Origin of the sequence: Kribbella sp. NBC_01245 (assembly GCF_036226525.1) — a bacterium.
In the GTDB taxonomy this organism is placed as follows: domain Bacteria; phylum Actinomycetota; class Actinomycetes; order Propionibacteriales; family Kribbellaceae; genus Kribbella.
Genome location: NZ_CP108487.1, coordinates 7,346,379 through 7,369,627 on the forward strand (window position 1 = coordinate 7,346,379; position 23,249 = coordinate 7,369,627).

Sequence of the window (23,249 nt, forward strand, 5' to 3'; positions counted from 1 at the left end):
CCGACCATGTATCTAGCCGATACCCGCGCGGCGGGAACCACCAAAGGGAAGATCGGGCGGCGAGTCTCCGGCAACGTGCTGGCGCTCGGCATGGTCAGCCTGGTCACCGATATCTCGGCGGAGATGGTGACCGCGGTATTGCCGCTCTACCTGGTTGTCGGTCTTGGCCTCAATCCGCTCCAGTTCGGTCTGCTGGACGGGTTGTACGCCGGGGCGACCGCGCTGGTTCGGCTGGTCGGTGGGCATGCCGCCGATCGCTGGCGACGGTTGAAGGCCGTCGCCGGCATCGGCTACGGGTTATCCGCTGCCAGCAAACTCGGTTTGCTGGCAGCGGGCTCCTCGGTCCCGGCGATCGGCGCCGTACTGGCCGTCGACCGGGCCGGCAAGGGGATCCGGACGGCACCCAGGGACGCGCTGATCTCGTTGAGCAGCGAGCCGGAAAGTCTCGGCCGCTCGTTCGGCGTCCATCGTGCGATGGACACGATCGGCGCGTTCCTGGGTCCGCTGGTCGCGATGGTGGTGCTCTGGGGCAGCCTGGGGGACTACAGCTCGGTGTTCGTCACCAGCTTCTGCATCGCGACCATCGGGGTGCTGGTGCTGGTCGCCTTCGTCCGTGATCGACCGCCCACCGACGGACCGGCGAAACCCGTTCCGGTGCGGTCGATGCTGCAGCTCCTTCGCATTCCGGGCTTTCGCCGGCTCTGCGGATGGGCCGCCGCGCTGGCGCTGATCAGCGTCACGGATTCGTTCCTCTATCTCGCTCTGCAACGCAACTTCGACGTCAGTACGACGATGTTCCCGTTGCTGCCGCTCGGTACCGCCGGCGTCTATCTGTTGCTGGCCGTGCCGCTCGGGCGGCTTGCCGACAAGTACGGCCGGTGGCGCGTCTTCGTCGGCGGTCATCTGGTGATGGCGACCGCGCTCGGACTCGTCTGTGGTCCCTTTGCTGGCTGGTGGATCGCCGTCTGCGTACTGGTCCTGCATGGCGTGTTCTATGCCGCGACCGACGGCGTTCTGATGGCGGCGGCAGGCCCCTGGCTGCCGGAGCACCTCCGCGCGAGTGGCATGGCCCTGATCCAAACCGGTCAGGCCCTGGCGCGGATGGTGTCCGCCGTTCTGTTCGGGCTGGCCTGGACGCTGTGGGATCTCCGCCCGACCATGATCGTCGTGGCCGTCGGCCTGCTGGTCGTCACCATTGCCGCCGCCCTGCTCAAGCCCTGGGAGAAGCCCGCATGAGAAAGATTTTGGTGACCGTGCTGGGCGTACTCGTCCTCGCCGGGGCGGCGATCGGGTACGTCGTCTCCGCCCGGACCGGGGCCGCGGTGAACGCGGTACCGGTGCAGAACGGGACGATCGAGCTCGGGCCGGATCGGCTGTACTTCCGGAACACCGCGGCCGGGCCGGACGAGGGCAAACTGGCTTCCCTGCCTTCTGCCTCATCGGCTGTGCGGTTGGTGGATGGGTTGAAGTGTGACCGTTTTGCGCTCGCGAAGGGGACGGGGATCTGCCTGGCGCTCCAGCCGGGTGTGCTGCCGCCGATCACGGATGTCGTGGTGGTGGGACGCGATATGTCCGTTGTTTACAAGAAATCCCTGCCTGGTACGCCGAGCCGGGCGCGGGTCTCGCCGGACGGCAAGATCGTGTATTGGACGGTGTTTGTGACTGGTGATTCGTATGCGGCGACCGGATTCTCCACCCGCGCGGGTTTGTACGACCTCGAGAAGAAGCAGCTGGTCAAGAGCATCGAGGAAATGGCCGTGTACGTCGACGGGCGCCGGTATCGCTCGTCCGATATCAACTACTGGGGAATCACCTTCGCCGGGGACGGGAATCGCTTCTACGCGACGATGGCCAGCAAGGGGAAGACTCATCTGGTCGAGGCCGACTACCAGGATTTCAACGGCAAGGCCACTCTGGAGAACGTGGAATGCCCTTCGCTGTCGCCTGACGAGAAGCGAATCGCCTTCAAACAAAGGAATCCGGACGGAACGTGGCGGTTGTCGGTTGTCGAGTTGGCGACGCGCAAGATCGTGCGAACGGCCGAGACCGGCAACGTGGACGACCAGCCGTTGTGGCGGGATAACACGACGTTGCTTTATGGCTTGACTGGATCGGATGGCGGTTCGGACATCTGGTCTGTGCCTGCCAATGGCTCGGGTGCGCCTGTGTTGGTCGTACCGGATGCCGCGTCACCGGCGGTCTTGGCGCGGTAGGGCTGCTTCTTCTCGTCGTCGGTCAGCTTCCTCTCGCGGTAGGTCAGCTTTCGGAGGAGCACCTCGAACGGGCCGCGCAGGCCTCGGTGGTGCATCCAGTTGGCGAGGAGGACCGTGGCTAGCCAAGTGGCGACGGCGATACCGGCGAGGGACGTGACGGTGAGGTGCGGCGTCAGGTTGAAGGCGTACGGCGCGAAGGCGAGCGTCCAGACGAGCGATTGGGCCAGGTAACACGTCATCGACCGCTGCCCCACAGCCGCAAGCGCCGTAACGACACGCCCTCGTCCAACGTTCGTCGGGGTTGCGCTGATTCGGTTGGCCAGAAGGGCGATCGCGGCGGCGTAGCCGAGGCCGCCGAAGTGGCCGGTGGCGTCGTGCAACGTGCCCAGCAGGCCGAGGGTATTCGCGGCCGGCTGGTCGATCACTCCCGCGAGGACGAGCCCGACCGGCAGGCCACCGAGGATCGCCGTACTAATGCCGAATCCAGCGACGCATCGCAACAGCGTCAGGTGTTGGCCGGGCAGTTCGAGCAGTCGGGCCCGAGCCGCGAGAATGCCGATCAGGAACGGCAAGAGCAAGCCAATCGGATACAGCGGCACCAATACCAGCAGAGCCGGCGCCCGATCCATCACGCCGGACCAGATGCCTTGCGGCAGCATCGCCGGCTCAGGCGCGACCGTACTCTCGACCGCCAGTGAACCGCCCAGTGGCAGGCTCGTGATGACGAATGCGAGAGAGGCCAGAGTGACGATCGTGCGGGTCTTCCACCGCAAGGCCGGAACCAGCAGAAACGCGAGAATCCCGTACGCCGCGAGGATGTCCCCGACGTACAGGAATATCCCATGCAGGAAGCCGATCACGATCATCCACAAACTCCTTCGGCGCAGGAGTTTGCGAATAGGCTTCCAGTCTTTGCCGGCAGCCTGTTGGCGACGGTAGATCTGCACCAGGCCGTACCCGAAGAGCGCGGCGAACATCGGATAGGCCCGACCGTCCACAAGTGTCGCGATAAGCCCGACCAAGAACGCGTCGATCCCGGTGGTACCAACCGGGAAACCGCCCAACGCCGGCCCGTTCTGCAGGAAGTAGTGCGAGTTCGCGACGGCGATGAACAGCAACATCACGCCCCGCGCCAAATCCGGCGCAAGAAACCGCTCACTCAACTTGGTAGACGTAGACGCCCCACTCCGACTCTCATTCACCCCACCCACTCAACCCCTCCCCGCCCCACCCCACGTCCACCCAAGGTCTCCGCGACCTCAACTAAAGACGCGCTCCCGCCCCGGTGTGTCGGTATCCCGTTCATCGGTCCCTTATGACCGAAGGCGTGCGCCAACCGCACTTTGCATTCATTCGTCGGAATCCGCCCTCGCCCGCGCGCTGGCCTGTACTGGACTGCGGTGGCTGAGAGGGCGGATTCCGACGAATGAATGCAAAGTGAAGGTGCCTGGCGGGTCGCCGCGGAGAGCCGCGTGGTCAGAAGGCCCGACGTACGCCGATACGCCGCGTCGGAAGGGACCGATGAGCGGGATACACGCCGCGTCGGGGTAGCGGGCTAGATGGGAGCTCGTGGGTCTAGGAGGTTGGCGGTGTGGAGGGCTGTCCAGAGTTGGGTGGGGATGGGGGTGGTGGAGGAGGTGAGGTTGTGGGTGGCCTCGGTTGCTGTGCGCATGCCGATTACTACGCCTGCGACGACGGGGTGGAGGAGGGGGAAGGCGATTGCGGCTTCGGGGAGGGTTACGCCGTGGGATTCGCAGATGTCGGCGATGCGGTTTGCCTTGTCCAGAAGGGCTTTTGACGCGGGGGCGTAGTCGAAGCGTGCGCCTTCCGTTGGACGCGCTGAGGCGAGTAGGCCGGAGTTGAAGATGGCTGCCGCGAGGATCGACACGTCGCGTTCGGCGCAGGTGGGCAGCAGGGTGTCGAGGGCGCTTTGGTCGAGCAGGGTGTAGCGGCCGGCCAGCATCACCACGTCCACGTCGGTCTCGCGTACGAGGGTGGTGAGCATCGTTGGGTCGTACATGCCGGCGCCGATCGCGCTGACCATTCCCTCCGCACGCAGCTCGGCGAGGGCGGGATAGCCGTCTCGCAACGCGTCGTCGAAGTGCTTCTCGGCGTCGTGCAGATAGAGCACGTCGATCCGGTCGAGGCCGAGCCGGGTCAGCGAGTCCTCGACGCTGCGCCGGACGCCGTCGCGGGTGAAGTCCCAGACGCGCCGATGGGTCGCGGGCACCTGGAAGGCTTCGTCCATCCTGCCGTTCGCCTCTTGCGGGATGAGGATGCGCCCGACTTTGGTCGACAGCGTGTACTCGGAGCGCGGCTTGCCCCGCAGGAACTCGCCGATCCGGCGCTCGGAATGCCCGATGCCGTAATGCGGAGAGGTGTCGTAGTACCTGATGCCGCCTTGCCAGGATGCGTCTAGCGCTCCGGCGGCGGTCTCGTCGTCGAGCGGTTCGAACAGGCCGCCGAGCGGACCACCTCCAAAGCCGATCTCGGTCACGGTGACGTCCGTACGGCCGAGCTTCCGCGTCTTCTCCACGACACCACCTTGTCGTCGTACCGAGGGGTCGGGCAACGGGTTTAGGCCTGCTGCAGGTAGCTGCAGCATCGTTGAGGGCTTGCCGCTCGCGCGTCTACGGTCTGCCTTAGTCGCATCCCGCGACGACTAGGGAGTGATGATGGCGACAGGTTTGCGTCGATCCGGTTTGCGCGCGATGGCGATCATGCTGGTGGCGATCCCGGGCGTCGGTGCGGCGGTGGGGACTGCGCCGGCTGCGGCTGAGATGGCGCCCGCGCTGCTGACGGATTGCTCGGCTTTCAGGTACCTCACCACGGCAGGTGAGCCGTACGTGCAGGGCGGCTGCAAGGGAGGTTCCGGGCTCATGAGGGTGAAGGCCTTCTGCAGCAGCAAAACTGCCGACCACACCTTCGACAAATGGGTGTACGGGGCCTGGGTTGGTCGGACAACGGTTTCGAAGGCCTATTGCGGCTCCGCCGGGTTCCAGATCAAGTCCAACGCTTATGGCTACGAACTCCGCTGATCGCTCGGCTCCGATTGGCTAGGCGGCGTACGGCTGGAATCCCAGTGAGTGGTAGAGCTTGAGCGCCGGGTCGTTGGTGGTGAGGACGCGAAGTGCCAGGTGGGTGGCGCCTTTGTGGGCGAGGCGGGCCATTGACCAGGTGAGTAGTGCCCGGCCGAGGCCGATGCGGCGGTCGTCCGGGTGGGTGAAAACCTCAATGGCGAAAGGGCAATCAGGGGTACCGGGCCAAGGTGCTCGACGTACGACGTGGACTACACCGGCGACCCGGCCGTCGGCCACGGCGATGGGTGAGACGGCGGGCCATAGGTCGCCGTACACGCCGTCGAATGTTTCCACCATCCCGAGTCGCGCAGCGGCCAGATCCTGCGCGCCTATCTCCGGCGGGTAGGCGGCCAGATAGGTGGCTGCCATCGCTTCCAGATCCGCCGTCTCGGTCGGCCTGACGAGGTACTTCCCAGGTGCGCCGATTTCCGCAACCTGGGCCAGCTCCGCAATCAAAATCACCCCGTCCGCCATAACCCCGCAGTCTCCCACCCATTTAGGTCACCCCGCGTCGGCATGACTCGCCAACACCGGCACAGGCATCCGATTCGCACCCCCTAAGCACATCGACGCTAATCCAGCACCACGAATTCCGGCTTTCCCGGGTAAGAGCTCCGGGCGGGAGTACTTCGTGGGCCGGGATTAGCGACGATTCGTCAGGATTCGACCGCATGGCCCGAGTTGACCAAGGTGGCCCGCCGCGGGAGCGGGTCGAATCCAGACGAATCGACGCAGGGCTTAGGGGGTGGGGCTGAGTGGGCGTCTGCCGGTGTTGGCGTGCGAGGGGTTGGCGGTGTTGGCGTGGTGGGGACGTAGGGTGCGGGGGTGAGTGAGTTGAGGTTGTTGGGGCGGGGGGTGTGTCGGGGGCAGGTGGTTGCCGGGGCTCGGTTGCGGGGGTTGTTGGCGCTGCTGGCGGGGGACTTGCGGGCGGGGTGCAGTACGGGGCGGTTGGTGGAGGGGCTTTGGCCGGAGGAGCAGCCGGAGAACCCGACCAAGGCGGTTCAGGTCCTCGTCTCGCGTGCTCGTTCGCAGTTCGGCGCCGACCTCATCGCGAGCACCCCGACCGGCTACCGGCTAGCGCTCACCGACGACCAGGTCGACACGTCAGCCGTCCTCCAAAGCGCCAACGCCTGCGCGCAAAGCGCCCGCACTGGTGACCACGCGGCCGCGCTCGGCCATGCCGAAACCGGGCTCGCCTACTGGGAAGACGGCGTCGCCACCGACGAACCCGGCGACGATCCGCTCTCAGTCCTCCGCGCGGCGCGGGCTTCGACGTACCACTCGTTGGTCAAGGCAAGAGCGCTCGCGCTCGGAAGGCTCGGGCGGCGGGCCGAGGCGATCGAGGCGTTGACCCCGCTCACCACGGAGTACCCACGCGACGAGGAACTCCTGCTCGAGCTCCTCAAAAGCGAGGCCGCCACGGCTGGGCCATCCGCGGCGCTCGCGCGGTACGACGCCTACCGGCGGGACCTCCGCGACGAGCTCGGGACCGACCCGGGCGCGGGATTGCAGGCGTTCTACCGCGACCTCCTCCAGGACGACGCCCCGGCCGTGCGCCACGGCGTACCGCATGAGCCGAACGCCCTGCTCGGTCGCGACGCCGACATCGCGGCCGTGACGGGCCTCATCCACTCGTCGCGAGTCACCTCGATCGTGGGACCGGGCGGCCTTGGCAAGACCCGGCTCGCGCAGGTGGTGAGCCGGCAGGCGGAGCAGCGTTCGGTCCACTTCATCAGCCTGGCCGGCGTCAAGACCGACGAGGACGTCACCGGCGAAGTCGCTTCGGCGTTCGGCGTCGGGGAGAGCCTGCGTACGGCGGATCAGCTGGTCGGGATCATCGGCGCTCTCGGGGCCGGGCCGGTGCTGCTTGTGCTGGACAACTGCGAGCAGGTCGTCCGTGGTGTCGCCGATCTCGTGCAGGCGCTGGTCGCGATGACGCAGGACCTTCGCATCCTCACCACCACGCGCGCTCCGCTGGACCTCTCGTCGGAGGCGGTCTACCTGTTGCCGGAGCTCGACCTCCCGACGTCCATCGAGTTGTTCGTTCAACGCGCCCGGGCGGCCCGGCCGAATGCCGAGCTGCCCGCCGATGCCGTGGCGGAGCTGTGCCGTCAGCTGGACGGATTGCCGTTGGCGGTCGAGCTCGCGGCCGCGCGCGTCCGGGTGCTCCAGGTCGCGGAGATCGCCCGTCGGCTCGAAGACCGTTTCGCCTTGTTGCGTGGGGCTGCGCGGGACAAACCCGAACGGCATCAGACGTTGTACGCCGTGGTCGACTGGAGCTGGAACCTGCTCGAACCAGCCGGGCGAACCGCACTCGTACGGCTGTCGATCTTCCCTGGCGGGTTCACGGCGTCGGCCGCCGAGCACCTGATCGACGACGACGCCCTGGAGATCCTCGAGCATCTGGCCGACCAGTCATTGCTCAAGGCAACCGATACTCCAGCGGGGTTGAGGTTCCGGATGCTGGAGACGGTGCGCGAGTTCAGTACGGCGCATCGCCCGGCCGATGACGACGCGCGGCCCCGATTCCTTTCCTGGGCAAGGGAATTCGGCACTGTCCACCACACCCAGCTCTACGAGGTGAACCCAGGCCCGGCCATTCAGAAGGTCCGCGCCGACCAGGACAACCTCGTGCACGCCCTGCGTTGGGCCATCGCGGACGACGATCGCGCCACCATCGCGTCCGTCGCCGCCGTACTCGGGAGCCTGTGGAACCTCGAGTTCAACCACACCCGGATGGCGACGCTCGTACAGGACACCGAGTGGACCCTGGTGCACTACCGACCGGAGCCGGAGTACGTCGAGGTCACGCGTACGGCACTGGCGCTGGCCGCGTCGGGCGTCTTCCTGGTCCAAGGCGCGGTCGCGACGCGTGCGCTGGTTGGCTTAAAGCGTCTACCGGCGGCGCCGCCCGACACGATCATGCGCGCGGTCGCCGTGATGGCCGGTACGGCGTACGAGTCGGCTGAGCGTTTTCCCCTTGTATTGCGGGAGTTCCGCGACAGCGCCGAGCCGCTACTGGCCGGAGTCGCGAACGCCGTCGCGGGCTATCTCGCCGAGGTCGAAGGCGATCTCGACAACGCGATGACGGCCGCGCAGCGCATGCACGACGCGTTCGCCGGTTCGCGTACGCCGTGGATGCGGCTGATGGCGCACCTGCGGATCAGCGAGTTGTGCCTGCAGGTGGAACGAGGGGCCGAGGCGCGGCAGCACATGCTGGCGGCGCAGGCCGAGCTGGGCGTGATCGGCGAACCGGCCGAGATGATGGAGTTCCAGCTTCGGTGGGGCCTAGTGCTGGCCGCGCTGCAGACGGGTGATGCCGACGAGACCGAGCGGCTGCTGGCGCATTCCGCGGGGACGTGGGACGGCGAGGCGGTCGCGATTCCCGATCTGGGGATCCGGGCCGAGATCGCCTTGTGCCGTGGGCAGATCGACGACGGGCTGGCGTTGTGGCGGCAGGCCGTACGGACCGACAACCAGGACAATCCGGCGTTCGACCTGATCGTCGATCCGACGATGGACCCTTGGGTGCTGGAGGTGCAGGCCGCGGCCGTGGTCGCGCATGCCCAGCACGGGCGGTTGGACGAGGTGGCGGACGTCGTCGCCGAATTGCCGGCCAAGGTGTCGCTGCTGCTGAACGATCCGGTGGCCAAACCGGTGTCGATGATGGAGTTCCCGGTTTGTGGTTCGATGCTGCTCGCGCTCGGGATGGTCGACCTCGATCGAGGTGCGACGGCCTCGGGCGTGCGGCTGATCGCGTTGGCTTCGCGACTGCGCTTCTTGCGGAACTTCCAGCCGACCATGTCCGCCGTACAAGCTCGTGTAACCGCCGAAAAGGCCGAAACAGCCGGCAGGCCGACGTACGTCGACTGGGAGTCGTCGTACGCCGGCCTGGGGCGCGGGGAGTTGCGGGCTGCCGCGCTGGCGGCGCTTAGAGACCGGGACATTTAGCGTGACGGGTCCTTGCGGTAGGCGGCGCGGGACCAGAGGTAGCCGATGACCGTGATGACCGCGCACCAGATGATGCTGTAGATCCACTGGTTGCCGATCGGCGTGCCCATCAGCAGACCGCGGATCGTCTCCGTGATCGGGGTGAACGGCTGGTACTCGGCGAACCAGCGCAGGCCGCTCGGCATCGAGTCCACCGGGACGAACGTGCTGCTCAGGAAGGGCAGGAACTGCAGCGGCAGAACGACGTTGCTAGCGGCCTCGGGGGTCTGGCTGACCAGGCCCATCGCGACGGCCAGCCAGGTGAAGGCGAACGTGATCGCGGCGAGGATGGCGGCGGCGCCGAGCCAGTCGCCGAAGCTCGCGTTCGGCCGGAAGCCCATCAGTAGGCCGACCCCGACGACCAGCACGAGGCTGCCCATGGTCAGGATCATGCTGCCGATGACATGCCCGGTGAGGACCGACGGCCGGAAGATCGCCATCGTGCGGAACCGGGCGATGATGCCCTCGGTCATGTCGGTGCACACCGCGACGGCGGTCGAGATCGAGCCGGCCGCTACCGCCATCAGCAGGATGCCGGGCACGAGGTAGTCGATGTACTCGCCGCCGCCGGCCGCGGCCGGGCCGATCGCGCCGCCGAAGACGTAGACGAACAGCAGCAGCATGATGACCGGCATACCGAGTGAGCCGAGGCTGAGGCCGGGATAGCGGGCCGCGTGCAACAGGTTGCGGCGCAGCATGGTGGCGGAATCGGTGAGGGCAAGGGTCAGTGAGCTCATCAGATCGTCGCTTCCTCAGTCGCGGTGGTGGTGTTCTGAGCGCCGGTGACGGCGAAGAACACGTCGTCAAGGTCGGGGGTGTGCACTGACAGCGACTCGACCTCGAGCGAGGCGTCGTCGAGCCGGGCGAGCAGGGCGCGCAGCGAGTGCACGGTGCCGTCGTTCGGGACGCGCAAGCTGAGCGACTCGGGATCCGGCATGGTCTCGTCGAGATACCGGACGGCCAGGTCGAGCTCTTCCGCCGTAGCGAACTGAAGCCGGACGTGCCCACCGGGAACGAGCCGCTTCAACTCGTCGGCCGTGCCCTGGGCGACCAGCTTGCCGCCATCGAGTACGGCGATCCGGTCGGCGAGGCGATCGGCCTCTTCCAAGTACTGCGTGGTCAGGAAGATCGTCACGCCCTCGGCGACGAGCCCCCGGATGATCTCCCAGACGGTCTGCCGGCTGCGCGGGTCCAGTCCGGTCGTCGGCTCGTCGAGGAAGATGATGCGCGGGTTGCCGACCAGGCTCATCGCGAGGTCGAGCCGCCGCTTCATACCGCCGGAGTACGTCGACGCGGGCTTCTTGCCGGCCTCGACCAGGTCGAACTTCGCCAGCAGTTCCTTGGCCAGGCGGCGGCCTTCCTTCTTGGGAAGGTGGTGCAGATCGGCCATCAGGATCAGGTTCTCCTCGCCGGTCAGCAGGCCGTCGACCGCGGAGAACTGTCCGGTGACACCGATCGCGGCACGCACCGCGTCGGGCTGCTCGGTCACCTTGTGGCCGGCGACCTCGACCGCGCCGCCGTCCGCGGTGATGTAGGTGGTGAGGATCTGGACGGCCGTGGTCTTACCGGCGCCGTTCGGCCCGAGCAGCGCGAAGATCGTGCCTTCGGCGACGTTCAGGTCGATGCCGTCCAGCACGACCTTGTCGCCGTAGGCCTTTCGCAGCCCGGTGGCCGCGATGGCCGGGCGATTTGAGCTGGTCATTGCTCCCTCATCTCTTCGGTGTGGTTCTCGCTGTTTGCTTCCACTGTTTGCGTCTGAGAAGAGATTGCGGCCGGCCGGTTTTACGACGGCATCACCGTGGTTTCACCGGGCTTCAGCTGGTTTCACGCCCCTGTGGAGGTGTCGGGGGTGTAGCGAACCGTTGACGAATGAGTGACGAGCTGCAACCTTTGTCCCCTGGCTCGCAAGAAGTTGGCAAATTCACGCAACTTACGTAGACCACCCTGCAGGTTCGGGGCAGACGTGCCCTGAAGCTGCGGCGGTCGCGTCACGCCCGCCCCCACGACCAGCAGAACTGAGGACACATGAAACGGACCCTGAAACGGACGCAGCCCAGATGGCGGGCGATCACCGGCCTGCTCGCGGCGGCCTTGCTCGCGGCCGGGAGCGCGATCATGCCGGCCATTGCCACCGCACGGGTGATCGAGACTTTTGGGACGCAGGCGGTGGCCGCCGATGTGGCCCTGGCGAAGACCGTGTCGGCGAGTAGCGCATTGGGCGGGTATCCCGTGGGCAATAGCGCCGACGGCAACCAGGCGTCGTACTGGGAGAGCAACAACAACGCGTTCCCTCAGTGGATCCAGGCCGATCTCGGCGCATCCGTGAAGGTCAACCGGGTCGTGCTGAAGCTGCCGTCGTCGTGGGGTGCGCGTACGCAAACGCTGTCGGTCCGCGGCAGTACGAACGGCTCGACGTTCACCGACATCGTGGCGTCGGCCGGGCATGCGTTCACCCAGGCCGGCGGTAATACCGTCACCATCTCGTTCCCGGAGACGACTACGCGGTACGTCCGGCTGAACGTCACGGCCAATACCGAGTGGCCCGCCGCCCAGGTCTCCGAGTTCGACCTGTTCGGGCCGGACTCGGGCGGCGGCGACACGCAGGCGCCCACCGCCCCCGGGAACCTCGCGCTGACCGAACCGGCGTCCGGGCAGATCCGGCTCGCCTGGTCGGCGTCGACGGACAACGTCGGGGTCACCGGGTACGTCGTACACCGCAACGGCACGCCCATCACCACGGTCGCGGGCAACGTCCTCACGTACACCGACAGCCAGCCGACAACGGCCACTGTCGAGTACGTCGTCCGCGCGCGTGATGCCGCCGGCAACGAGTCCGGCGACAGCAACCGAGTGGTGCGGAACGGTGAGGGTGGTGGCGCCAACCTCGCCGCGGGCAAGCCGATCGAGGCCTCCTCGCACGTGCACAGCTTCGTCGCGACCAACGCGAACGACCCCAGTGGCACTAGTTATTGGGAATCGAACGGCTTCCCGGCGACGTTGACGGTCAAGCTCGGTTCCAATGCCGACATCACGTCCGTCGTGGTGAAGCTCAACCCGGACCCGATCTGGGGAACGCGTACGCAGAGCATCGAGGTCCTCGGCCGCGATCAGGGTTCGACCTCGTACACGTCGTTGCGGGCGCGGGCGGATTACGTCTTCAACCCGGCGTCTGGCGGGAACTCGGTCACGATTCCGGTCAGCGGGCGCACGGCCGACGTACGGCTGCAGTTCTTCAGCAACACCGGTGCGCCGGGCGGCCAGGTCGCCGATCTGCAGGTCGTCGGCACACCTGCGCCCAACCCGGACCTGGTGATCACGTCGACCACCTGGACGCCGTCATCGCCGAGTGAGACCAGCCCGATCACGCTGTCGGCGACGGTCCAGAACATCGGTTCGGCGGCGGCCGGCGCGACCTCGGTCAACGTCAGCCTCGCCGGCGTGGTCGTCGGCACCGCTCAGGTGGGTGCGTTGAACGCGGGCGCCTCGACCACCGTCTCGGTCAACGCCGGAACGCGGGCAGAGGGCAGCTACACCGTCACCTCTGTCGTGGATCCCACCAACACGATTGTCGAACAAAACAACGACAACAACAGCTACACGGCGCCTACTCAACTTGTGGTCGCGCAAGCGCCGGGTCCTGACCTCCAGGTCCTGGGCGTTGCCTCCAACCCGGCGAACCCTGCCGTCGGGACGCCGGTCAGCTTCAGCGTGACCGTCAACAACCGTGGTACGTCCGCCAGCGCCGCCTCGGTCACCCGCGTGGTGGTCGGCGGTACGACGCTGACCGGCAACACCGCCTCGATCGCCGCCGGCGCAACGGCAACCGTGCCGATCAGTGGAACCTGGACCGCCACCAACGGCGGTGCCACGATTACGGCGACGGCCGACGCGACCAATGTCGTTGCCGAGACCAACGAAACGAACAACGTCTACTCGCAGTCGATCGTGGTCGGACGCGGTGCCGCCGTGCCGTACGTCGAGTACGAGGCGGAAGCGGCCAACTACCAGGGCACGCTGCTGGTGACCGACCCGCTGCGCACGTTCGGGCATACCAACTTCGCCACCGAGTCGTCCGGCCGGCAGTCGGTCCGGCTGAACTCGACGGGCCAGTTCGTGGAGTTCACCTCGACGAACCAGTCCAACTCGATCGTCGTACGGAACTCGATCCCCGACGCCCCGGGTGGTGGCGGTATCGACGCGACCATCAGCCTCTACGTCAACGGCACCTTCGCGCAGAAGCTGACGTTGTCCTCGAAGCACAGCTGGCTCTACGGCACGAGCGATGGTCCCGAGGCGCTGACGAACACCCCGCAGGGTGATGCCCGACGGCTGTTCGACGAGTCGCACGCGCTGCTGTCCGCGTCGTACCCGCCGGGCACGAAGTTCAAGTTGCAGCGCGACGCGGGCGACACGGCGTCGTTCTACATCATCGACCTGGTCGATCTCGAGCAGGTGGCGCCCGCCTCGTCGCAGCCGTCCGGATGTACGTCGATCACGTCGTACGGCGCGGTGCCGAACGATGGTCTCGACGACACCGATGCTCTGCAGCGCGCGGTCACCGACGACCAGAACGGTGTCATCGGTTGTGTCTGGATCCCGGCCGGTCAATGGCGGCAGGAGAAGAAGATCCTTACCGACGACCCGTTGAACCGCGGCCAGTTCAACCAGGTCGGCATCAGCAACGTCACCATTCGCGGTGCCGGGATGTGGCATTCCCAGCTGTACACGTTGACCGAACCGCAGAACGCCCAGGGCGGAATCAACCACCCGCATGAGGGCAACTTCGGCTTTGACATCGACAAGAACACGCAGATCTCCGATATCGCGATCTTCGGTTCCGGCCGGATTCGCGGTGGTGACGGCAATGCCGAAGGTGGTGTCGGCCTGAACGGGCGATTCGGTACCAACACCAAGATCACCAACGTCTGGATCGAGCACGCGAATGTCGGCGCCTGGGTCGGTCGCGACTACGACAACATCCCGGAATTGTGGGGACCGGCCGACGGCCTCGAATTCACTGGGATGCGGATCCGCAACACCTACGCGGACGGGGTCAACTTCTCCAATGGGTCGCGTAATTCCAAGGTCTTCAACTCGTCATTCCGCACTACCGGTGATGACGCGCTGGCGGTCTGGGCGAACAAGTACGTGAAGGACCAGTCGGTCGATATCGGTCACGACAATTCCTTTGTGAACAACACGATCCAGCTGCCGTGGCGTGCGAACGGCATCGCGATCTACGGCGGCTACGGCAACAAGATCGAGAACAACCTTGTCTACGACACGATGAACTACCCGGCCATCATGCTCGCCACGGACCACGACCCGCTGCCCTTCTCCGGCACCACGCTGATCGCCAACAACGGGCTCTACCGCACCGGCGGCGCGTTCTGGAACGAGGACCAGGAGTTCGGCGCGATCACCCTCTTCCCGTCGAACCTGCCCATCCCCGGCGTAACCATCCGCGACACCGACATCCACGACTCCACCTACGACGGCATCCAGTTCAAGACCGGCGGCGGCACCATGCCCGACGTACGGATCACCAACGTCCGCATCGACAAGTCCAACAACGGCGCCGGCATCCTCGCCATGGGCGGCGCCCGCGGCAACGCCATCCTCTCCAACGTCACCATCACCAACTCGGCAGACGGCAACATCCTCATCCAGCCAGGTTCGACCTTCACCATCACCGGCAACTAATCCCACGGGCGTCCGCCCACCCACCCGAAGGCCTCCTGGTCCCGCCCGCCAGGAGGCCTTCCTCGTCTTCTTTTGCGTTCATTCGTCGGAATCCGCCCTCTTGCCACCGCGGACAGGTGCTTCGCCGCGGCGCTGAGAGGGCGGATTCCGACGAATGAACGCAAAAGAAGGGGGCCCCTGCGGAGGTTAGGCTGCCGGGTCGAGGGGGTGTGGTGAAGCGGCGGATTCGGTTGGGGCTGGTCGGGGTGTTGGCGTTCCTGGTGATGTTGCCGGGGATCGTGGCGCTTGAGCTGCGGATGGAGTACGCCGGGGAGGTATCGGGGGAGGCGCGGACCAGAGGGCGGGATGCGGTTTGGTTGGGGCATGCGTGGGTTGATGGGCGGAAGACGGACGCGGATGTCGCCGAATTGGCCAAGCAGTTGGATGGCACGGGGATGCGGGATTTGTACGTGCATACCGGGCCGCTCGAGCATGACGGCACGGTGCCGGCGAAGGTCCATCCGCGTGCGCGGTGGTTCGTGGATGCCGTACATCGGGTGATGCCGAAGGTGCGGGTTCAGGCCTGGTTGGGGGATGTGGTCGCGCCGGAGAAGCGGCCGGCGCTCGACCTGGAGGATCCAGCGGCTCGTGCTCGTGTCGCCGCTTCGTCCGCGCAGGTGCTGGATCTTGGTTTCGACGGGATCCACTTCGACTTCGAGCCGGTGCGGTCGGGGTCGCGCGGGTTCCTCGCGGTGCTGGACGACGTACGCGCGCTGACCGAATCGCGGCAGAAGTTGCTGTCCATCGCGACGCCGCAAATCGACCCGTTGCCGGCCGTCCATCGGGTCGGGATCGCCCTTGCCGGGCAGGGGAAATACTGGTCCCAGGCGTACTTCGCCGAGACCGCGCGCCGGGTCGACCAGGTCGCCGTCATGTCATACGACACGGCCATGCCGATCGAGTCCCTGTACGGCGGATTCGTCGCGCGCCAGACCGCCCTTGCCCTGGAAGTGACCGGCGATGACGTAGACCTCCTGATGGGCTTACCCGCGTATTGGAAGGACGCCGTCGGCCACCGTGGTTCGGCCGAAACGGTCGAGGCGGCCGTCCGCGGCGCACGCCTCGGCCTCGACCGGAACGCGCCCGGACGCCAATCCTTCGGCCTCGCCTTGTACGTCGACTTCACCGCCACCCCAGCCCACTGGGCGGCGTACATAGACGGCTGGTGCACCAACCAGAGCTAATCACTCGCCAACCTCCCTTCCTGCCGCGAGTGGTCGCGTCTGATCCGGGCAGCAACTCAGCCGCGTCGACCGTGCGGACCAGATGTGACCACTCGCGGCAGGAAGAAGAAGACCAGGGGCAAATTGGGTTGTGCTGGGTAGGGGCCGCTGCGATGGTGTGCGCCATGCCGACCTTTTCCGCGCCTGACGGTGCTGAGCTCGCCTATCACGTAATAGGCGAAGGTGAACCGCTGATCTGCCTCCCCGGTGGACCAATGCAGGCCTCCGTCTATCTCGGCGAACTCGGCGGCCTTTCGAAACACCGGCAATTGGTTTTGCTGGACCTGCGCGGAACCGGCGATTCGGCGATTTTCGCGGACGTCACCACCTACCGCTGCGACGAACAGGTCGATGACGTTGAGGCATTGCGCGAGCACCTCGGCCTCGACCGGGTGGACCTGCTTGGGCATTCCGCCGGCGCGAATCTGGCTGCGTTGTATATCGGCCGCTATCCGGAACGAGTCGGCAAGCTCCTGCTGATCACGCCTAGCGTTTTCGCCGTCGGGCTCCAGGTCACCGGCGACGACCGGCTCGAGGTCACGCGGCTCCGGCAGGACGAGCCGTGGTTCGGCCCGGCGTTCGAGGCTTTGCAGCAGATCATCGCCGGCAACGCCACGGGGGAGAGCTGGGCGGCCATCGCGCCGTTCTCGTACGGCCGCTGGGATGTGGCGGCGCAGGCGCACCAGGCGGCCGAGGACGGTCAGCGGAACAACGAGGCCGCGGCGGCGTACGCAGGCGAAGGCGCCTTCGATCCGGACTCAACTCGTACGGCGCTCGCGACGTTCTCCCGGCCCGTGCTGGTACTCGCCGGCGAGGTTGATCCCGGCGCTCCGCCGCGCGTGATCGCCGAGTACGCCGGGCTGTTCCCGAACGCCGAGTTCGCCGTACAACCGGGAGCCGGGCACATGCCGTGGCTGGACGATCCCGACCACTTCGTCGCGACAGTCGCACCCTTCCTGAAGGATTGACCGCGAATAGTCTTATTTTGTTGCCTTTCGTGGGCCCGACCTCGGACGTCGACCTGCCCTACGGCATCACCAGCCTCGAACTCGGATAGGTCCCCCTTGTTTATGCGGCATAAACAAGGGAGGCGGGCGGTTGTGGCGGGTATGCATGGTGAGTACAAGGTGCCTGGTGGCAAGTTGGTGGTTGCGGACGTTGATGTGAGCGAAGGGGTTCGGATCAAGCGCGCGCAGATCAGCGGCGACTTCTTCCTCGAACCAGACGACGCGCTCGAGCGGATCAACGGAGCACTGGCAGGCCTGCCGATCGAGGCATCGACGGCCCAGGTGGCGGCCCGGGTCCGGGCGGCGCTGGGGGATGGCGTCGAGATGATCGGGTTCTCGCCGGAGGCCGTCGCGGTCGCCGTACGACGTGCGTTGACCGGCGCGACCGGCTGGCACGACCACCAGTGGGAGTTCGTGCACGACGTACCGCGTGAACCGGCGTTGCAGATGGCGCTCGACGAGGTGCTGGCCGAAGAGGTCGGCAACGGGGAGCGGCCGCCGACCCTGCGCGTCTGGGAGTGGGCGTCAAACGCGGTCATCGTCGGCAGCTTCCAGTCGCTCCGCAACGAGGTCGACCTGGAAGGCGCAGCCAAGCACAACGTCACGGTCGTACGGCGGATCAGCGGTGGCGGTGCGATGTTCGTCGAGCCCGGCAACACCATCACGTACTCCCTCTACGTGCCCGAGTCGCTCGTCTCCGGCCTCTCGTTCGTGGAGTCGTACGCGTTCCTCGACGACTGGGTCATCGGCGCGCTGAACGAACTCGGCATCGCGGCGACATACCAGCCGATCAACGACATCACCTCGCCCGCGGGCAAGATCGCCGGCGCCGCGCAGAAGCGGTTCGCGGGCGGCGCGCTGCTGCATCACGTGACGATGGCGTACGACATGGACGCCGCGAAGATGGTCGAGGTGCTGCGCATCGGGCGCGAGAAGCTCTCCGACAAGGGCACCACCAGCGCCAACAAACGGGTCGACCCGCTGCGCAGTCAGACCGGGCTCGAGCGCGGAGCCGTCATCGACCGGATGGCTGGTTCGTTCAAGGAACGCTACGGCCTGGCTGAAGGCAAGATCGGCGACGAGACGGTTGCCGAGGCCCAGCAGCGCGTGCTCACAAAATTCGGCACCGAAGAGTGGCTCACGCGGGTGCCCTGACGGACGCCCCGAGTTGGAAGCGCGCGTTGATGAGCATCACCCACGCGGCACAACCTGGCACGGTGGTCAGGCCCAGCAGCGGAGCCTGGTTGACCAGGACCAGTGCGACCGCGCCGACGACCAGGCTGACCAGACTCCACGGCCAGCCGCGAACCGCCGCATAGACGGCGACTCGTGCCACCGAAAACAGGTCAAGAGCAGAGCCCGAAAGCAGTGCGAGCGCACAAGACCCGGCCGACACCAGCAAGACCACCAACACGACTAAGAGCGGGACGAGCGCCGCACCCGGCATCGCGTCGTACAGCATCGCGATGTCAGCCAGCAGCACCCCGACCAACCCGGTCACCACCGCCGAGATCGCCAGCGCACGACGCCAATGCGCCCGATAGGCCGCGACGAACAACCGCACCGGAGGCCGGGAATCGTCGTCTCCCAGATACGCAAAAGCCGCAGCAACCGCCGGCCCCGCGAGCACCACGAGAATCCCAAAGAAGACGGGATAACGCCACGGCTCGGCGACCGTGAGCAACCCGAAAAGCAGCGGAAGTGACCCTACCACGAGCCCAAGATTCACTACCAGGACCCGATGGATGAACGACCAAAGCAGTTCCCAGGTGTCGAGCGTCAGCAAGCGGTTCATTTCATTCCACTGGTGGCGATGCCTTGCACGAAGTACTTCTGCCCGAGCAAGAAGATCACCAGAATCGGCAGCACCGACAAAACCGAGCCCGTCATGATCATCGCGTACTCCGCATCGTATAAACCGACAAACGACCGCAGGCCCAACTGAATCGTCCACAACTTGTTGTCCGTCAAGTAAATGAACGGCCCCATGTAGTCATTCCACGTATGCACGAAAGTGAGTAGCGCAAGGCTGGCCAGCGCCGGTTTCGACAGCGGCAGCATGATTCGCGCCCAGATCCCGTATTCGCTGAGCCCGTCCAACCGCGCGGCCTCGCTGAGCTCATCGGGAATCGTCAGGTAGTACTGCCGCATCAAGAAGACGCCGAAGGCACTGAACGCCTGCAACAAGATCAACGACAGGTGCGTGTTCACCAGGCCGGCCTTCTGCATGATGATGTACTGCGGCACCATGTACGCCTGCCACGGCACGGCGATCGTCGCCAGGTACGCAAGGAACAACGCGTCGCGGCCGGGGAAACGCACCTTGGCGAAGCCGTACGCCGCGAAGCTGCCCGTCAATACCTGCAGGGCCGTGATCGTGATGCTCAGGAAGACCGAGTTGCGCAAGTACGTCAGCAGCGGGATGCGATCCCAGATCTTGGTGAAGTTGTCCCAGTGGAACTCCGCCGGAATCCACCGGACCGGGACGCTGAACACCTCGGCGTCGAGCTTGAGCGACGACGACACCATCCACGCGAACGGCATCAGCACCGCCGCCGACAACACCACCAGCAGCACGTATGCCAGCACACGTCGTACGGACGGCCGCTGTCGTGACGGCCGGTGCTCCAAAACAGGCGGGTCCTCGACTGGCGTCGGCGGAGAGACGGTCAACGTCATCGCTCACTCCTTCGCTGCAAGCGGAACTGGATCACCGTGATCAGCAGCACGATCACGAACAGGACCATCGAGACCGCCGACGAGTAACCGAACCGGCCCTGGGTGATGCCCTCGCGGAAGATCACCTGGGACAGCACCAGCGTCGCGCGGCCAGGACCGCCCTCCGTCATCACCTGCACCAGGTCGAACACCTTGAAGCTCGAGATGGTCAGCATGATCAGCACGAAGAACGTTGTCGGACGCAACGACGGCACGGTGATGTGCCGGAATTGCTGCCAGGCGTTCGCCCCGTCGACCTTGGCCGCCTCGTACAGCTCGCCCGGAATCGTCTGCAGTCCGGCCAGGTAGAGGATCATGTAGTAGCCGAGATCGCGCCAGACGCTGGCCATGATCACGGCCGGCATCGCCCAGGTCGTGGACGTCGTCCAGCCCGGCGGGTTGTCGATGCCGATGGTCCGCAACAGCTGGTTGACCGGGCCGAGGTCCGGACTGAGCAGCATGTTCCACACCACGGCAACCGCGACCAGTGACGTGATGTAGGGAAAGAACAGCGCGGTCCGGAAGAACTGCACCGCCCGCAACTTCTGGTTCAGCAGTACGGCGAAACCGAGGGCCGCGCACAACGTGAGCGGCACATGGCCGACCGCGTAGTACACGGTGTTCTGCAACGCCGTCCAGAAGGTGTCGTTGTGGATCATCCGGCGGAAGTTCGCCAGGCCGACCCACTTCGGGGTGCTGTAGGAATCCCAGTCCAGGAAGGACAGGGCGAGCGAGGCCAGGACCGGCACGAGCGTCAGGGCGGCGAAGCCGAGGAAGTTCGGCAGGATGAAACTCCAGCCCACCCTGATGCTGTGCCGGCGTCGGGCCGCCGCGGTCGTTGGACCGGTTGCGGTGAGGGTCACGGGGCTCAGCCGACCTCGGACTTCACCCGGTTGGACATCTCGGTGAGACCTTCGTCCAGGGACTTCTCACCGGTCATGATCAGCTCGTGCTCCTCGGTCAGGATCTGGTCGATATCCGAGGCCTTGTCGCTGACCGGCATCTCCAGCACGACCTGGTCCGGCTTGAAGGCCTTCTTCGCCACCGCGTCGTTCGGGATACCGGGCAGGGCGAAGTAGGTGTCGAGGATCTGCTGGCTCTGCAGGGACGGCGTCGCGCCCACCTTGGCGACCGCGGTCGCGCCGTCGGTGCCGGCGGCCCAGGTGACGAACTTCTTCGCCGCCTCGGCGTTCTTGGCCTTCTTGTTCACCGCGAAGGCGGTCGGCGAACCGAAGCTGGTCACCTTGCCACCGGCCTCGCGCTGCGGTAGCGGAGCCATGCCCCAGTCGACCTTGTGCTTGCCCGCGGCCTTGTCCGTCAGCAACCTCGCGCCGTACCAGGTGCCCATCGGCATCATCACGGCCTTGCTGGTGGAGAACATGGTGTCGTAGGTGACCTTCTGGCTCGAGGTCGTTGCCCACGGCATCAACGCGCCACTGGTCTGCAGGTCCAGCGTCATCGCGTACTGGTCGCGCATGAACCCGTAGTTGCCACTGAGCAGGTCGCCACCGGTCTGCGCGGCCGCGACGGCCTCGACGACCGATCGCCAGGTGTGCTGGTGCACGCCGTACACCTTGCTCGCGCCGGTGCCCTTGGTCATGCTCTTGCCCAGCGCGGCGTAGTCGGCCCAGGTGAGATTCTGCAGCTTCGACTCGGGCACGCCCGCCTGCTTCAGCAGCGTCTTGTTGTAGTAGAGCACCCAGAAGTCCTGCCGGTAGGGCAAGGCGTAGTACTCGCCGCTGAGCTCGTACGACGTCAGTCCCGACTGCTTCACCGGGTCGAGCTGCTTGGCCTCTTCGGTCAGCGAGGCCAGCTGACCGCGGGTGCCGAAGCGCGCGTAGTCGATGACGTTCTTCATCGTGAGTACGTCGGTGGTGTCGCCGCCGGCCAGCATGGTGGTGACCTTCTCGGCGTAGTCGTCGGCCAGGATGTCGACCGGCTGTACGTCGATGTCGGGGTTGGCCTTCTCGAAGCCGTCGATGATCGCCTTGAACTCCGGAGTGGTCTCGTAGTTCCAGAGGGCGACCTTGAGGATCTGCCGGCCATCGGCGGACTGGCTGGGGGTGTCGCCACCGCCGCAACCGGCCAGCAAGGTCAGGCTGGCGGCCGCAGCGAGGGCGGGGACGAGGTGTCGCTTCACGGCGAAACTCCTTGTGTTGAAGGGGATTAGGCGTTGAGGGCGAAACCCTCGGCGGTGATCCGGGTACGCAGCGGAACGTCCGCGACCCATCGGGCGATCTCGTCGAGGGTGTGGTCGGTCAACCGGCGGATCTCCGAGCCGAGTGAGCCGGCGATATGCGGGGTGACCATCACGTTGGGTACCGAGCGCAGCGGCGAGTCGCCCGGTAGTGGTTCGGGATCGGTGACGTCGAGGATCGCGAACAGCCGTCCCGAGCGGCATTCGCGGGCCAGGGCGGCGGAGTCGATCAAGCTGCCCCGCGCGGTGTTGACGACGGTCGCGTGGTCCGGCAGCAGCGCGAGCTCCGCGGCCCCGATCATGTGGTGCGTGCTGGGCAGCGCCGGCGCGTGCAACGAGAGCACCTCGGCCCTGGCGAGCAGCTCGGGTAGTTCCACCAGCACACCGCCCGCCTCGGCGACGGCGACGGGATCGGCGTACGGGTCGGCGACCAGAACGGTCGGTTCGTCGAGGGTCCGGAGTAGTTCGACGACCCGGCGCCCGGTCCGCGAGAACCCGACGATGCCGATCGTGCGCCGGTAGTTGGACAGGTTGCCGAAGCCGCGCGGATGCCCCCAGCCCTGGTACGCCGTGCTCTCGTCGACGGCGAGGAACGGCGCCTTCTTGCCCGCGAAGATGATCGCCGCGAGCGTGTACTCGGCGACCGGTACGGCGTTCGCGTCCGCGGCGCTGGTGACCGTGATCGGGCGGTTCCACACCTCGTCGTCCACCAGCGGCCGGACGCTGCCCGCGCCGTGGAAGACGGCCCGCAGTCGCGTAGCTGCGTCGAGGCGGTCCCGGGTCAGCCGGGGCGCTCCCCACGAGGTGAACAGCAGGTCCGCCGTGGCCAGCCGCGCCCGGGCCGGCGACGAGTCGAGCTCGTCGGTCCAGACCGGATCGGCCAGCCTGACCAGCGAGGCGAGCCGATCCAGCCGGGCCTGGTCGAAATGGGCCTCGAACGAATCGCGGTCCATCACGATCAGCGCGGTGGGCTTTTGCAAGGTGGGTTCTCCAGACGCTGGCAAGCGGTTACCGTTTCGGGTGTGTGAACATGAGATGTCTTGCTCGAACACAAGATCTACGGCTCGATCGGAACTGAT

18 protein-coding genes are annotated in these 23,249 nt (G+C 66.3%); 8 read left to right on the plus strand and 10 right to left on the minus strand.

Features of this window, described 5'->3' with window-relative positions:
- Nucleotides 1-6 precede the first annotated feature (6 nt).
- Nucleotides 7-1,236 carry an MFS transporter gene (locus OG394_RS33660; protein ID WP_328991212.1) on the plus strand — a complete coding sequence of 410 codons (1,230 nt, stop codon included), beginning with the start codon at nucleotides 7-9 and terminating at the stop codon, nucleotides 1,234-1,236.
- Nucleotides 1,233-2,213, plus strand: coding sequence for a hypothetical protein (locus OG394_RS33665; RefSeq protein WP_328991213.1), 981 nt, complete (start codon nucleotides 1,233-1,235; stop codon nucleotides 2,211-2,213). The genes OG394_RS33660 and OG394_RS33665 overlap by 4 nt, the downstream gene beginning before the upstream one ends.
- Here the strand turns inward: OG394_RS33665 and OG394_RS33670 are convergent.
- Together OG394_RS33670 and OG394_RS33675 are read right to left on the minus strand one after the other, a co-directional pair.
- Nucleotides 2,096-3,376 (minus strand): DUF418 domain-containing protein, encoded by a 1,281-nt coding sequence (locus tag OG394_RS33670; protein ID WP_328991214.1) that lies wholly within the window; start codon nucleotides 3,374-3,376, stop codon nucleotides 2,096-2,098. The genes OG394_RS33665 and OG394_RS33670 overlap by 118 nt on opposite strands.
- A gap of 392 nt (nucleotides 3,377-3,768) precedes the next feature.
- Entirely contained in the window at nucleotides 3,769-4,749 is a 981-nt protein-coding gene (locus OG394_RS33675) for an aldo/keto reductase (protein WP_328991215.1), read from the minus strand.
- A 175-nt stretch (nucleotides 4,750-4,924) separates the two neighbouring features.
- On the opposite strand from OG394_RS33675, the gene OG394_RS33680 reads away from it, so the two are divergent.
- Nucleotides 4,925-5,251, plus strand: a complete 327-nt coding sequence (locus OG394_RS33680) for a hypothetical protein (protein ID WP_328991216.1) — start codon at nucleotides 4,925-4,927, stop codon at nucleotides 5,249-5,251.
- An 18-nt stretch (nucleotides 5,252-5,269) separates the two neighbouring features.
- Here the strand turns inward: OG394_RS33680 and OG394_RS33685 are convergent, their stop codons facing one another.
- A complete protein-coding gene (locus tag OG394_RS33685) occupies nucleotides 5,270-5,755 on the minus strand; it encodes a GNAT family N-acetyltransferase (protein WP_328991217.1) in 486 nt (161 codons plus the stop codon).
- Nucleotides 5,756-6,190: 435 nt separating this feature from the next.
- Between OG394_RS33685 and OG394_RS33690 the strand changes: the two genes are divergently transcribed.
- Nucleotides 6,191-9,244, plus strand: a complete 3,054-nt coding sequence (locus OG394_RS33690) for an ATP-binding protein (RefSeq protein ID WP_328991218.1) — start codon at nucleotides 6,191-6,193, stop codon at nucleotides 9,242-9,244.
- Here OG394_RS33690 and OG394_RS33695 read toward each other — a convergent pair.
- Nucleotides 9,241-10,020 (minus strand): ABC transporter permease, encoded by a 780-nt coding sequence (locus OG394_RS33695; protein ID WP_328991219.1) that lies wholly within the window; start codon nucleotides 10,018-10,020, stop codon nucleotides 9,241-9,243. The two genes, OG394_RS33690 and OG394_RS33695, sit on opposite strands and share 4 nt — an antisense overlap.
- Complete coding sequence (locus OG394_RS33700) at nucleotides 10,020-10,985, minus strand: ATP-binding cassette domain-containing protein (RefSeq protein ID WP_328991220.1); 966 nt, start codon at nucleotides 10,983-10,985, stop codon at nucleotides 10,020-10,022. Before OG394_RS33700 ends, OG394_RS33695 begins: the two co-directional genes overlap by 1 nt.
- Before the next feature lie 323 nt (nucleotides 10,986-11,308).
- Here OG394_RS33700 and OG394_RS33705 point away from each other — a divergent pair, with 323 nt between their 5' ends.
- The 4 genes from OG394_RS33705 (at nucleotide 11,309) to OG394_RS33720 (ending at nucleotide 18,410) form a co-directional block, all read left to right on the plus strand.
- On the plus strand, nucleotides 11,309-14,986 hold the full coding sequence (locus tag OG394_RS33705; RefSeq protein WP_328991221.1) for a CARDB domain-containing protein: 3,678 nt from the start codon (nucleotides 11,309-11,311) through the stop codon (nucleotides 14,984-14,986).
- Nucleotides 14,987-15,198: 212 nt separating this feature from the next.
- Nucleotides 15,199-16,209: a glycosyl hydrolase family 18 protein gene (locus tag OG394_RS33710; RefSeq protein ID WP_328991222.1), complete on the plus strand. Its 1,011-nt coding sequence runs from the start codon at nucleotides 15,199-15,201 to the stop codon at nucleotides 16,207-16,209.
- A 164-nt stretch (nucleotides 16,210-16,373) separates the two neighbouring features.
- On the plus strand, nucleotides 16,374-17,216 hold the full coding sequence (locus OG394_RS33715; RefSeq protein WP_328991223.1) for an alpha/beta fold hydrolase: 843 nt from the start codon (nucleotides 16,374-16,376) through the stop codon (nucleotides 17,214-17,216).
- Nucleotides 17,217-17,357: 141 nt separating this feature from the next.
- Nucleotides 17,358-18,410, plus strand: coding sequence for a lipoyl protein ligase domain-containing protein (locus OG394_RS33720; RefSeq protein WP_328996895.1), 1,053 nt, complete (start codon nucleotides 17,358-17,360; stop codon nucleotides 18,408-18,410).
- Here OG394_RS33720 and OG394_RS33725 read toward each other — a convergent pair.
- Genes OG394_RS33725 through OG394_RS33745 form a run of 5 tightly spaced genes read right to left on the minus strand, consistent with a single transcriptional unit; the run spans nucleotide 18,394 to nucleotide 23,150 of the window.
- A complete protein-coding gene (locus OG394_RS33725; RefSeq protein ID WP_328991224.1) occupies nucleotides 18,394-19,050 on the minus strand; it encodes a DUF624 domain-containing protein in 657 nt (218 codons plus the stop codon). The genes OG394_RS33720 and OG394_RS33725 overlap by 17 nt on opposite strands.
- On the minus strand, nucleotides 19,047-19,934 hold the full coding sequence (locus OG394_RS33730) for a carbohydrate ABC transporter permease (RefSeq protein ID WP_328991225.1): 888 nt from the start codon (nucleotides 19,932-19,934) through the stop codon (nucleotides 19,047-19,049). The genes OG394_RS33725 and OG394_RS33730 overlap by 4 nt, the downstream gene beginning before the upstream one ends.
- Nucleotides 19,931-20,836, minus strand: coding sequence for a carbohydrate ABC transporter permease (locus OG394_RS33735; RefSeq protein ID WP_328991226.1), 906 nt, complete (start codon nucleotides 20,834-20,836; stop codon nucleotides 19,931-19,933). Before OG394_RS33735 ends, OG394_RS33730 begins: the two co-directional genes overlap by 4 nt.
- A gap of 5 nt (nucleotides 20,837-20,841) precedes the next feature.
- Nucleotides 20,842-22,113: an ABC transporter substrate-binding protein gene (locus tag OG394_RS33740; protein ID WP_328991227.1), complete on the minus strand. Its 1,272-nt coding sequence runs from the start codon at nucleotides 22,111-22,113 to the stop codon at nucleotides 20,842-20,844.
- A gap of 26 nt (nucleotides 22,114-22,139) precedes the next feature.
- On the minus strand, nucleotides 22,140-23,150 hold the full coding sequence (locus tag OG394_RS33745) for a hydroxyacid dehydrogenase (RefSeq protein WP_328991228.1): 1,011 nt from the start codon (nucleotides 23,148-23,150) through the stop codon (nucleotides 22,140-22,142).
- Between the last annotated feature and the right edge of the window lie 99 nt (nucleotides 23,151-23,249).

Bases quoted from the DNA above. Each gene is read 5' to 3' on its own strand.
- OG394_RS33660 (WP_328991212.1), top strand. From the start codon at position 7: ATGTATCTAGCCGATACCCGCGCGGCGGGAACCACCAAAGGGAAGATC.
- OG394_RS33665 (WP_328991213.1), top strand. From the start codon at position 1,233: ATGAGAAAGATTTTGGTGACCGTGCTGGGCGTACTCGTCCTCGCCGGG.
- OG394_RS33680 (WP_328991216.1), top strand. From the start codon at position 4,925: ATGGCGATCATGCTGGTGGCGATCCCGGGCGTCGGTGCGGCGGTGGGG.
- OG394_RS33695 (WP_328991219.1), bottom strand. From the start codon at position 10,020: ATGAGCTCACTGACCCTTGCCCTCACCGATTCCGCCACCATGCTGCGC.
- OG394_RS33700 (WP_328991220.1), bottom strand. From the start codon at position 10,985: ATGACCAGCTCAAATCGCCCGGCCATCGCGGCCACCGGGCTGCGAAAG.
- OG394_RS33705 (WP_328991221.1), top strand. From the start codon at position 11,309: ATGAAACGGACCCTGAAACGGACGCAGCCCAGATGGCGGGCGATCACC.
- OG394_RS33715 (WP_328991223.1), top strand. From the start codon at position 16,374: ATGCCGACCTTTTCCGCGCCTGACGGTGCTGAGCTCGCCTATCACGTA.
- OG394_RS33720 (WP_328996895.1), top strand. From the start codon at position 17,358: ATGCATGGTGAGTACAAGGTGCCTGGTGGCAAGTTGGTGGTTGCGGAC.
- OG394_RS33725 (WP_328991224.1), bottom strand. From the start codon at position 19,050: ATGAACCGCTTGCTGACGCTCGACACCTGGGAACTGCTTTGGTCGTTC.
- OG394_RS33730 (WP_328991225.1), bottom strand. From the start codon at position 19,934: ATGACGTTGACCGTCTCTCCGCCGACGCCAGTCGAGGACCCGCCTGTT.